At 67.1% G+C, this 10,791-nt stretch carries 9 protein-coding genes and 3 pseudogenes; 7 read left to right on the top strand and 5 right to left on the bottom strand.

Annotated elements, in window-relative coordinates; genetic code table 11:
• Both C7C56_RS28480 and C7C56_RS00305 read left to right on the top strand, forming a co-directional pair.
• The coding region (locus C7C56_RS28480; protein WP_219933077.1) for an Hpt domain-containing protein at window positions 1-210 on the top strand (210 nt) is incomplete at its 5' end.
• Window positions 207-1,097 (top strand): annotated as a pseudogene (locus C7C56_RS00305) (GGDEF domain-containing protein). The gene C7C56_RS28480 and the pseudogene C7C56_RS00305, both read left to right, overlap by 4 nt.
• Here C7C56_RS00305 and C7C56_RS00300 read toward each other — a convergent pair.
• Both C7C56_RS00300 and C7C56_RS00295 read right to left on the bottom strand, forming a co-directional pair.
• Window positions 1,094-2,005: a GGDEF domain-containing protein gene (locus C7C56_RS00300; RefSeq protein ID WP_106755520.1), complete on the bottom strand. Its 912-nt coding sequence runs from the start codon at window positions 2,003-2,005 to the stop codon at window positions 1,094-1,096. The pseudogene C7C56_RS00305 and the gene C7C56_RS00300 sit on opposite strands and share 4 nt — an antisense overlap.
• Window positions 2,006-2,277: 272 nt before the next feature.
• Complete coding sequence (locus tag C7C56_RS00295; protein ID WP_106755518.1) at window positions 2,278-2,733, bottom strand: cache domain-containing protein; 456 nt, start codon at window positions 2,731-2,733, stop codon at window positions 2,278-2,280.
• A gap of 158 nt (window positions 2,734-2,891) precedes the next feature.
• Here C7C56_RS00295 and C7C56_RS00290 point away from each other — a divergent pair, with 158 nt between their 5' ends.
• On the top strand, window positions 2,892-3,620 hold the full coding sequence (locus C7C56_RS00290) for a succinate dehydrogenase iron-sulfur subunit (protein ID WP_307719013.1): 729 nt from the start codon (window positions 2,892-2,894) through the stop codon (window positions 3,618-3,620).
• A 209-nt stretch (window positions 3,621-3,829) separates the two neighbouring features.
• Here the strand turns inward: C7C56_RS00290 and C7C56_RS00285 are convergent, their stop codons facing one another.
• From C7C56_RS00285 to C7C56_RS00275, 3 genes and pseudogenes are all read right to left on the bottom strand, one after another.
• Window positions 3,830-4,228, bottom strand: a complete 399-nt coding sequence (locus tag C7C56_RS00285) for a DUF2244 domain-containing protein (RefSeq protein WP_181372951.1) — start codon at window positions 4,226-4,228, stop codon at window positions 3,830-3,832.
• A 139-nt stretch (window positions 4,229-4,367) separates the two neighbouring features.
• Window positions 4,368-5,571 (bottom strand): annotated as a pseudogene (locus C7C56_RS00280) (cbb3-type cytochrome c oxidase subunit I).
• Window positions 5,572-5,916: 345 nt separating this feature from the next.
• Window positions 5,917-7,890 carry an Ig-like domain-containing protein gene (locus tag C7C56_RS00275; RefSeq protein ID WP_106755515.1) on the bottom strand — a complete coding sequence of 658 codons (1,974 nt, stop codon included), beginning with the start codon at window positions 7,888-7,890 and terminating at the stop codon, window positions 5,917-5,919.
• A gap of 172 nt (window positions 7,891-8,062) precedes the next feature.
• Between C7C56_RS00275 and C7C56_RS00270 the strand changes: the two genes are divergently transcribed.
• The 4 genes and pseudogenes from C7C56_RS00270 to C7C56_RS00255 form a co-directional block, all read left to right on the top strand.
• Window positions 8,063-9,313 (top strand): Hsp70 family protein, encoded by a 1,251-nt coding sequence (locus C7C56_RS00270; protein ID WP_106755514.1) that lies wholly within the window; start codon window positions 8,063-8,065, stop codon window positions 9,311-9,313.
• A gap of 108 nt (window positions 9,314-9,421) precedes the next feature.
• Window positions 9,422-10,042, top strand: a complete 621-nt coding sequence (locus C7C56_RS00265; protein WP_106755519.1) for a 3'-5' exonuclease — start codon at window positions 9,422-9,424, stop codon at window positions 10,040-10,042.
• Between the two features lie 46 nt (window positions 10,043-10,088).
• The gene (locus C7C56_RS00260) at window positions 10,089-10,439 is read left to right on the top strand and encodes a hypothetical protein (protein WP_106755513.1); all 351 of its coding nucleotides are present in this window, start codon (window positions 10,089-10,091) and stop codon (window positions 10,437-10,439) included.
• Between the two features lie 82 nt (window positions 10,440-10,521).
• Window positions 10,522-10,791: pseudogene (locus tag C7C56_RS00255) on the top strand (hypothetical protein); the annotation flags it as partial.

Raw genomic sequence — 10,791 nt, 5'->3', positions numbered from 1 at the left:
GACGCCGGCGCGCTCGAGCGCTGCGCACACCGGCTGCAGGGCTCGGCCAGCGGCCAAAGCGCCTCGCCCGCGGCCGAGGCGGCCAGGGCGCTCGCGCTGTGCGGGCGCGCCGGCGACCTTGGCCAGGCCCAACCGCTGCTGCGCGCCTTGCACGCGCGCGTCGACGAACTGATTGAACAACTACGTGCATTTGCTGGAGAACGCGCATGAAAATTCTGCTCGCCGATGACGACCGGGTCGCCTTGCTGTACCTGCAAGACGCCCTGCGGGACTGGGGCTACGAGGTGGTTCTCGCGCACGACGGCGCCACCGCGCTGGCGATCCTGCAGGGGCCCGACGCGCCCGTGCTGGCCGTGATCGACTGGATGATGCCGGGCATGGACGGCACCGACATCTGCCGCCGGCTGCGCGCCGGCAAGGCCGCGCACTACACCTACGTGCTGATGCTGACCGCGCGCACCGAGACCAGTTGCATCGTCGAGGCCATGAACGCGGGCGCCGACGACTTCGTCAGCAAGCCGTTCAACATCGAGGAGATCCAGGTGCGCATCAAGGCCGGCAGGCGCATCCTCGAGCTCGAGCACGAATTGCGCCACCGCGCGACCCACGACGTGCTCACCGGCCTGCACAACCGTGGCGCCATCATCGGGATCCTCGAAAACGAGCTGGCGCGGCATGCGCGCGACAAGCGTCCGGTGGCGGTCGTGTTCGGCGACCTCGACCATTTCAAGCGGATCAACGATGGCTTCGGGCACCAGGCCGGCGACGAGGTCCTGCGCGTGGTGGCGCGCCGCATCGACGCCATGCTCAGGCCGTACGACGCGGTCCGCCGCTACGGCGGCGAGGAGTAGCTCATGGTGTTGCCGGCGTGCGGCGCCAGCGGCGCCGTCGAAGTCGCCGAGCGCATCCGCGCCAGCATCGCCGACGAGGCCGTCGCCACGCCGTACGGCAGCGTGCCCGTCACGCTCAGCCTTGGCGTCGGCGTGGCCGAGGGGGGCACGGTCGCCTTCCTCGACGAGCTGCTGCGGCGCGCCGACAAGACGCTGTACGAGGCCAAGCGCAAGGGCCGCAACCGGATCGAACTCGCTTCCTCCTAAGCGCGCGCCGAGGCGTGCGCCGAGCGCGCCAGCACCACCTGGTTGCGCCCGCTGTTCTTCGCCTCGTGCAGGGCCTGGTCCGCCAGTTGGATCAGCTCGCTGTAGCGCAGCACCGTTTCGTCGAACAGCACCGAGACCCCGAGGCTGACCGAGGCCGAGACCGGCCCGGCCGGCGTCAGGATCGGTTGCGCGCACACAGACAGCCGGATGCGCTCGGCCACCTCGAGCGCGTTGCGCGCGTCGCAGGTGGGCAGCACCACCAGCAGTTCCTCGCCGCCGTAGCGGCCCACCGAGTCGTATTCCCTGAGCACATAGCCGATGCGCTGCGACACCTCGCGCAGCACGGCGTCGCCGGCCAGTTGGCCGTGCTCCTCGTTGATCCGGCTGAAATGGTCGAGGTCGGCGAAGATGATGGCGACCCCGGCGTGGTCGCGCTTGTGGCGCGACACCGTGATCTGGAGGATTTCGATGATCGCGCCGCGGTTGTAGATGCCGGTGAGCGCGTCATGGGTCGCGCGCAGCCGCAGGCGCTGCTCGAGCTCGCAGATGCGCTTGCCGGCGCGCCCGCGCAGCTCGAGCTCGTCGATCCGCACCGGCTTGCACAGGAAGTCGTCGGCGCCGGCCTTCATCACGGCCGCGACCAGCGCCGGCTCGTCGTTTTCGGTGAGCATGATGACGTAGGTGTGGCCCTGGCTGCCCCTGGCGCTCAGTTTGCGGCACAGTTCGGCGCCGCGCAGCTCGGGCAGCGTCCAGTCGAGGACCGCCAGCGTGGGCGGATCGGTGCCGAGCAACAACTCGTGCACGCGCTGGCCATCGGTTTCGGCCAGCACCTGGAAGCCCCAGCCCTCGAGCGCGTCTTTGAGCTTCCGCTGGGAAACGGGGTCCTTGTCGGCGATCAGGATTTTCATGGGGCGCCGCCTGGCGCCCCGGGCGCATGGGCGCGGCGCGCCGGCGCGGATGGAAAAATGCATCGCTCAGGCATGGTGTGAGCGTCTCCCTGGAAATTGAAGTTGAAGCAAGTGGCGAACGCGGGGGTGCGTAAGCAATGATGCTTTTAGTATCTTGATAGAATAGCATGTCGGGGCATGGGCGGGGAGGGTAAGCCGGTGCCTCCATTACGCCACAGCCGGATCGCGGGCGGCGCGCGCGTGGCTGGCGCGCGAGGGTGCAGCGCCGGCGCCTACTTGCCGAGGTAGATCCCGGCTTCGAGGATGACATCGCCATGGCGCACGAAGTAGGTGGTTTTTTTCTCGATGACGCCGGTTGCCGGGTTGTTGTAGCGGTAATCCATCCAGCCGCTGCCCTTGGTCTTGGCGATGTCGATGATTTGCTGGCGGAACAACTTGCCGTCGGCATCGGGCAGCACCGCCATGTTCTTGCCCACCAGCTTAGGGTTGGTCGCGTGCGCGCGCGTGACGCCGTCCATGCCGCGCACACCGAGGTAGAGGCCGTCGACGATGAACTCGGGGCTGCGCTCGTTGACAGCCTTGATCAGGGCGTCCCTGCCGTGTTTTTTGAGGAATACGCCCCCCTTTTCCACCATCGCGACCGCCGCCTCGCGGTCATTCCCGGACGCGTGGGCGGGCCCGCCGCACACGGCCAACAAGAGCAGGATTGACGTTGTGATCGGTTTCATATGATTGCATTCCCTGAAAGTGGGGCGGCCCATGCGGGCCTTGGACATGTGGTCCATCATACCGCACGGAACAGCGATAGAAAGTTCCGGGCGCGCCCGAGGCGGAACCCCGCGCGCGCGGCGGCGTCAAACAGGACACACTTTCGGAGCGCCCAGCCATGCAAACAGCCATGCAAGCGAACCCGCCGGTCGCACTCAAGATCTACCGTTACGATCCCGACCGCGCCGAGCGGCCCACGATGCAAGACGTCAGCGTGCAGCCCGGGCCGCACGACAAAATGGTGCTCGACCTGCTCCTGCGCATCAAAGCCGACGTCGACGACAGCCTCTCGTTCCGCCGCTCGTGCCGCGAGGGTGTGTGCGGCTCCGACGGCATGAATATCAACGGCAAGAACCGGCTCGCCTGCGTGACCAACATCCGCGAGGTCGCGCAGCCGATCGTGTTGCGCCCGTTGCCGGGCGTGCCCGTGGTGCGCGACCTCGTGGTCGACCTGACCCTGTTCTGGAAGCAATACCAATCGGTCAAGCCCTACCTCGTCAACGACAGCACGCCGCCCGAGCGCGAGCGGCTGCAAACGCCGGCCGAGCGCGACCAGCTCGACGGCCTGTACGAATGCATCCTGTGCGCGTGCTGCTCGACGGCCTGTCCCACGTTTTGGTGGAATCCCGACAAATTCGTCGGCCCGGCCGGCCTGCTGCAGGCCTACCGCTTCATGGCCGACTCGCGCGACACGGCGCTCAAGGAACGGCTCGACAATGTCGACGACGCCTACCGGCTGTTCCGCTGCCGCACCATCATGAACTGCGCCGACGTCTGTCCCAAGCAGCTCAATCCGGCCGCCGCGATCAGCCAGATCCGCAGCCTGTTGGTGCAGCGCACGATCTAACCGGCCCGACGACGAAAACTTAACGGTCGCCCCCAACGACCGGGCCGAGACGTCAGGGCCGCGACGACCGGGCCGCAACGGAGGGGCGCAACGAAGGGGCGCGACGACAGGGCCGCGACGACCGGGCCGCAACGAAGGGGCGCAACGACAGGGCCGCAACGATTGGGTCGCAGCGATCAGGCCAAATACGAGCGCGTGCGCAGGGCGCGTCAGATTTCGAGCGCCACGCGGATGCGCTGCTGCTCCGTTACCAGCGCGCCGACATCGACCACCACGCCGCGCGACTCGAGCCGGATCAGGGCGCGCCGGCGGTCGGGCACGGTGATTCTGGTCCAGCACGGGTCGAGCCGCACTTGGTGCAGGCGCCCGGCCTCGACCCGTTCGACCAGCAGGCAGGCGTCGCCGAGGGCGATGTGCTGGTGGTCGCACACATGGCGCGCGTAGTGGAGCAGGGCCAGCAAGACGGCGGCGATTTCGACCAGGCTGAACAAAAACACGAACCAGATCCCCAGCGCTGCGAACGCGAGGCCGACGCCGAGCGCGGCCAGGCACAGGGCGCCGTACGCCAGCGCGACCTGGCGTGGCGAAAGCGAGCAGTTCCGCTTCAAAAACCATTCGTGGCGCCACGCGGGGCGCCCCGCTCGCTGCCACTTCCGGGACCGATGCTGTTCCATGGCGCACCTGCCTGCTCGGCTGCACGTGCCATTTCTGTGCGTGTTATTTTTGCACGCGCCGGTTCGGCACCAGTTACTTGATCAACGGCGGCGTTTCGAAGGTGTGGAACGGCGCCGGGCTGGGCACGGTCCATTCGAGTCCTTCGGCGCCGTCCCACGGTTTGGTCGCCGCCTTTTCGCCGCCTTTTCGCCGCCTTTTCGCCGCCTTTGATCGAGGGCAGCACCACCGCGAACAGCCAGTAAACCTGCGACAGCCCGAACAAAAAGGCGCCGACCGAGGTCAGCATATGGAAATCGGCGAATTGCATCGGATAGTCGGCGTAGCGGCGCGGCATGCCGGCGAGCCCGAGGAAGTGCATCGGAAAGAAGGTCACATTGAGCCATACCAGCGAATTCCAGAAATGGAATTTGGCGCGCCCCTGGTCGTACATGTGGCCGGTCCACTTGGGCGCCCAGTAGTAGTAGCCGGCGAACAGGCAAAACAGCGAACCGGCCACGAGCACGTAGTGGAAGTGGGCCACCACGTAATAGGTGTCGTGCACCTGGATGTCGATCGGGACGACCGCCAGCAGCAACCCCGAAAAGCCGCCGATGGTGAACACCCAGATGAATCCGACCGCGAACAGCATGGGCGCCTCGAAGGAGAGCGCGCCGCGCCTCATGGTGGCGACCCAGTTGAACACCTTGACCCGGTCGGAATGGCCACGAGCATGGTGGCGTACATGAAAGATGGTCGTGATGATGTTGATCGCCCCCATGATCGAGGATGCGCCCATCAGGTGGATGGCGAAGATGGCCAGGTCCATGCCGATGCCCATTTGCACCGACAGGGGCGGGTACAGGGTCCAGCCCGAGGCGGTGGCGCCGCCGTCTGCGAAGAACGAGCCAACCAGCAGCATGGCGGCCGGCGGCGGCAGCCAGAACGAAAAATTGTTCATGCGCGCGAACGCCATGTCGGGTGCGCCGATCTGGAGCGGCACCATCCAGTTGGCGAAGCCGACGAAGGCCGGCATGATGGCGCCGAACACCATGACCAGGCCGTGCATGGTGACGAACTGGTTGTAGAGTTGGGGTTGGAAGAAATGCAGGCCGGGCTGGAAAAGTTCGGCCCGGATCAGCAGGGCCAGCCCGCCGCCGGTCATGAACATGGCGAGCGAGAACCACAGGTAGAGCGTGCCGATGTCTTTGTGGTTGGTCGCGTACAACCAGCGGCGCCATCCGGTCGGCTGGTCGTGCGCGTGCGGATCGGCGACGCTGCCGGCGGTGGTGGTGCTCATCGCGTCCTCCCATGAAAGAGACGCTGCGGACGTGCGCGGCTGGCGTCCCGGCGTGTGCTGGCGTGCTGGGTTGACTATAGCATCGGCGCGCGGGGCGCCAATCGAGCGCCGGACGGGGGTTGACTTGAGTCAAATTGCTAAGGAGCCGTAAGTAAATATGTGTGACAAATGGGCGGCGTTGGCGCGCGGCCATGGGGATCCAACTGTTGCCTATATCTTTGAACGACACCTTTTGAACGACACTTTTTGAACGACACCTTTTGAACGGCACCTAAAAGTGCCAGCGAAAAAAAATGGGGCGCCGATCCTGCGATCGCGCCCCGCCGTAACGTTCGGGCGGCATGTTTAGAAAGCAACCTCGCATTGGCCGGTGCCGTACGGGCTGGTCATCCCCGGTGGCGCGACGGCAAAAGTGTCATAGTCTTTGGCCAAGCCGCGCAGCCAAAAGCTGTTGCTGGCATGCGACTCGGTGCCGGCGACCGTTCCCGTCACCTCCAACGCGAGCTTGACCCAGCCGGCCCGGTCGCGCGGGTAGCGCACCGACACCGTCACCAGCCCGAGCGCGTCGGTCTTGCCGCTCGAACTGACCGAGAACGGAATGCCGGGGTCGAGCACGCCGTTGCCGTTGACATCGTAGGCGTTCTCGAACAGGCCTTTGCGCAACACGTCCTCGTTGGCGCACACGCAGCTCGCTTTCAAGGCCCAGTGGCCGGGGATGCTCGAGGCCGGGATCGGCACCTTCCATTCGTGGACGCCCTTGGCGTAGTTGACGGGCCAGCCCGCCACGCTGATCTGCACATCCTTGACCGGATTGCCGGCGCTGTCGGAGACGAACACCGTGAAGTCCTGCTGCAGCACCGAATCCGAGAACGCAAGCAATTGATTGCCGGTGCCGAACTGGATCGACAGGGCTTTTTTGTTGACGGTCAGGGCGGTGGTGGTGACGGCTTCGGGCAGGGCGCCCAGGCGCGCCTCGATCACGGTCCCGTTCTTGCCGCCGTCGGCCGGTCCGGCCACGAACACCGCCCGGGCGACGCCATCGCTGCCGGTTTCGACGGTGAACGGCGAGAGCAGGTTGCCGCCGCTCGGATCGGCCAATATGGAGAACTGCACGAGGGCGCCCTTGACCAAGTTGTTGGCGGCGGTGCCGTCACGCACCACCGCGATCATGGTGGTGCGCTCGCCGGAGCCGACCACGGCCGCCTCGGCCTGCAGGTCGACCCAGCCGAGGGCGCCGAGCGGCGCCACGAATTCGACCCTGGTGCCGCCGCTACCGCCGCCCGATACGCTTGCCACGATGGTGCTCATGCCGGCGTTGTCGGAACGGATCCAGGTGGCGGGAAAGGCGCCGCCGACCAGCGCGCGCGCGCCCGCCAGCAAGGTGGTGCAGCCGGCGTCGGTGTAGAGCCGGCCGCGCGAGGCCGCCAGCGTCACGGTGCCGCCGATCGTGGCGTTGCCGCCGATGGGCGCGCAGCTGCCGACCGGAAATTCGCTGACCTGCTCGCTGCCATCGGCGCCGACCACGACCGCCGGCGTCACGCCCACGTCGCTGCCGCCGACGCTGATGGCCTTGACCACGCTGGCGCCGAGCGCCGAGACGGTGACCTGCTCGCTGCCGCGCACGGTGGCGGTGACGCGCACGGTGACCTGGCCGAGGCTGTCGCTTTGCTTGGCCGCGATGAACACGGTGTTGCCGATCTTGGCAGTGGCGCCGACCTCCTGGCCGGCGATCGGGCGCCCGGCAGAATCGAACAGCGCGGCCAGCAGCTCGGCGCTTGCGCCCAGCGTCATGTCGGCCGGTCCGCTTACGACCACTTTGGTGCCGACCACGTTGACGACCGCCGTGGCGCTCTTGCTGCCCACCGTCGCCGTGACCACGATGGCGCGGTTCATGCGCGATCCGCCCGTGCCGAGCGAGGCGCCGGCCTTGCCGGCGCTGTCGGTTGTGGCCGCGTTGGCCACGATCACGCCCGAGTCGGCCATGAAGACGATCTTCGCGTTGGGCAAGGCGACATTGTCGACCGTGCGCACCAGCGCGGTGACGGCGACCTCGGTGCCGGCGATCCCGGCCGAGGGCAGCTCGTTGCTGCTGAACACCAGGCTGACCGAATGGGCCAGCGTGGCCGGGTCGGTGGCCGGCGGATCGGTCGGCGGCGGCAGCGTGCCGCCACAGCCGACCGTGCTGCCCAATTGACATTTGCCCGGCGTGCCGGCGGTCCCGCCGCAGCCGCTCAGCGTCGCGGCCGCGAACACCACGGCCAGCGCGGGGATGAGCGTGGCCAGGCGCTGTATGGGGGCCCTGAAGAAGTAAATGCGCAAAATATTCCCCTGTAAAGTTTCCGACTCGGAGTTTCTAGAGGGTAGCCTCGGGGCGCGGGTGTCTTTTTGATTCGCAGCAACATCGAGGCCGGGCCGCCCGCGTTTCCGCGACAATTCACTATTTCCCCCCCGAATCTGGTAACATATCGCCCCTCTGTCAGCAAAGGGTCACATGGCGAACGCTTGCGGCGTAGATTTCGGTACGTCAAATTCCACAGTCGGCTGGGCGCGCCCCGGCCAATCGGCTCTGCTCGCCCTCGAGGATGGCAAGCCGACCCTGCCGTCGGTGGTGTTCTTCAACGCCGACGACGACGAGGTCAGCTACGGCCGGGCCGCGCTGGCCGGCTACCTGGCCGGCTACGAGGGACGCCTGATGCGCTCGCTCAAGAGCCTGCTTGGCACCAGCCTGATCGACGGCCAGACCGAGGTCGCGGGCCGCTCCTTGCCGTTCCGCATGTTGCTGGGCCATTTCATCGGCGAACTCAAGCGGCGTGCCGAGCACGCCGCGGGGCGCGAATTCCCCTCGGCCGTGTTCGGCCGCCCCGTGTTCTTCATCGACGACAGCGCCGCCAACGACCGCCTGGCCGAGGACACGCTGGCCGAGGTCGCGCGCGCGGCCGGTTTCCGCGACATCGCCTTCCAGTACGAGCCGATCGCGGCCGCCTTCGACTACGAGTCGCAGATCGCGCGCGAGGAGCTGGTCCTGATCGCCGACATCGGCGGCGGCACCTCCGACTTCTCGCTGGTGCGGCTCGCGCCCGAGCGGGTGGCGCGGCTCGAGCGGCGCGACGACATCCTGGCCACGGGCGGGGTGCACATCGGCGGCACCGACTTCGACAAATACCTGAGCCTGACCTCGGTCATGCCGCTGCTCGGCCTGGGCAGCCGGCTCAACAACAACGGCGACATCCCGTCGAGCGTGTATTTCAACCTCGCCACCTGGCACACGATCAACCTCGCCTACACCAAAAAGGCGTCGATGCAACTGGCCGACCTGCTGCGCGACGCGCGCGAGCCGGCCCGCCTTGCGCGCCTGCAGCATTTGATCGACGCGCGCGCCGGCCACTGGCTCGCGCTCAAGGTGGAGGAGGGCAAGATCGCGCTGTCGCGGCAGGACAGCGCCGAGCTCGTGCTCGAGCGCCTGTCACCGCCCGAGACCATCAGCCTGCGGCGCCACGCCTTCGAGGACGCGATCGGGCACCTGGTCGGCAGCATCGACCAGACCGTGCTCAAGCTGCTGGCCGACGCCGGCGTCACGCCCGACGCAGTCGACACCGTGTTCTTCACGGGCGGCTCGAGCGGGGTGCGCATGTTGCGCGAGCGTATCAGCGCGCTGGTGCCGAACGCGCGCAAGGTCGAAGGCGACCTGTTCGGCAGCATCGGCGCCGGCCTCGCGCTCGACGCCGTGCGCAAATTCGGCTGAACCGGCCAAACCGGCCGAACCGGCAAAACCGCCAAAACCGCCAAAACCGCCAAAACCGCCAAATGGCATAAAGGACCGACCCCAGTGAACCTCGACAAACCGATCGTCATGCTCGACTTTGAAACCACCGGCCTGTCGCCGGCGATGGGCGAGCGCATCACCGAGGTGGCGGCGCTGCGCATCGTCAACGGCCGCGTGGCCGAGCGTTTCGTCACGCTGGTCAACTGCAACGCACGCATCCCGGCCTTCATCACGGGCCTGACCGGGATCACCCAGGCCATGGTCGATGGCGCGCCGCCGGTCGCGCGGGTGCTGCCGAAGTTGCTCGAGTTCATAGGCAGCGACGCGCTCGCGGCCCACAACGCCAGCTTCGACGAAAAATTCCTGATGGCCGAGAGCGAACGGCTCGGCATGTCGTGCGGGCACGAGGGGCTGGTGTGCTCGCTCAAATTGTCGCGCCGCGTGTTTCCGGGCCTGCCCAGCTACAAGCTCGGCCTGCTGTCGCGCCAGCTCGGGATCGCCTTCCGCAGCGCGGCCCACAGGGCCGAGTCCGACGCCGAGGTCGCCGCCGAGGTGCTGATCCACATCAGCGCCCACCTGGGGCGCGCCTACGGCCTGGCCCAGGTCGAGCCGGCCCTGCTGGTGTCGGTCAACAAGCTGAGCGCGGCCAAGGTGCCCGATTTCCTCGGTAAATACGCCTCGGCAAAAAAAACAACGGCCTCTGCCTGATCGCATTACAATACCTGCATTAACGATTCGATCGGCCCGATTTGCCATGAAACGCCGCAGCGTCATTCACGTGTTATTGTCCTTGCTACTGCTGCTGTCGCAGCAGATGGCGGCCGCGCACGCCATGTCGCATTTCTCGGGCAAGCTCGGCAACACACCGGCATCGTTGGCGCAACAGCAAACCGACCGGCTCGACCTGTCCGGTTCGTTCGCGCAGGACCCCTCCTGCGACGAGTGCCTCGCGTTCGCCCAATTGTCGGGCACGCTCGGCAGCGACACGCGCAACGCGATCGCCGAGGCGAACGCGGGCTGCCATGTCGAACACCGCAGCAACCGCGCCGCCGTCGAGCGCACCACGTGCCACTTCCGATCGCGCGCCCCGCCTGTGCCTGCCTAGAGTGTTAATGCCCTGAGACCGCACGTCCGAATCCGGACGCGGCTCGCCATTTGCTGCCCTATTCAATCGCACAGGATTTACCATGTTTAAGAAAACCGTATTGAGCGCGGCGTTCGCCGCCGCATTCGCCACTCCCTTCGCTGCCAGCGCCGCCGACGACAAAGAGCTGGCCGCGATCCGCGCCCAGATCCAGGAAATGAAGCAAGGCTACGAGGCGCGCCTGCAAGCGCTCGAGCAACGCCTGCAGGACGCCCAGGCCGCGACCGCCGCGGCCCAGAACACGGCGCTGGCCGCCGCCCGCCAAGCCCCTGCGCCGGCGGTGCCGGTGGCCGCCGCCGCGCCGGCCGCGCCC

Origin of the sequence: Massilia glaciei, from assembly GCF_003011895.2 — a bacterium.
GTDB lineage: Bacteria > Pseudomonadota > Gammaproteobacteria > Burkholderiales > Burkholderiaceae_D > Telluria_A > Telluria_A glaciei.
Note: the sequence above shows the minus strand (reverse complement) of the source record. Positions and strands in the feature narration are given on the sequence as shown.

Coding starts and splice junctions, on each gene's coding strand:
- C7C56_RS00300 (WP_106755520.1), bottom strand. CDS start 2,005: ATGAAAATCCTGATCGCCGACAAGGACCCCGTTTCCCAGCGGAAGCTC.
- C7C56_RS00295 (WP_106755518.1), bottom strand. CDS start 2,733: ATGAAACCGATCACAACGTCAATCCTGCTCTTGTTGGCCGTGTGCGGC.
- C7C56_RS00290 (WP_307719013.1), top strand. CDS start 2,892: ATGCAAACAGCCATGCAAGCGAACCCGCCGGTCGCACTCAAGATCTAC.
- C7C56_RS00270 (WP_106755514.1), top strand. CDS start 8,063: ATGGCGAACGCTTGCGGCGTAGATTTCGGTACGTCAAATTCCACAGTC.
- C7C56_RS00265 (WP_106755519.1), top strand. CDS start 9,422: ATGCTCGACTTTGAAACCACCGGCCTGTCGCCGGCGATGGGCGAGCGC.
- C7C56_RS00260 (WP_106755513.1), top strand. CDS start 10,089: ATGAAACGCCGCAGCGTCATTCACGTGTTATTGTCCTTGCTACTGCTG.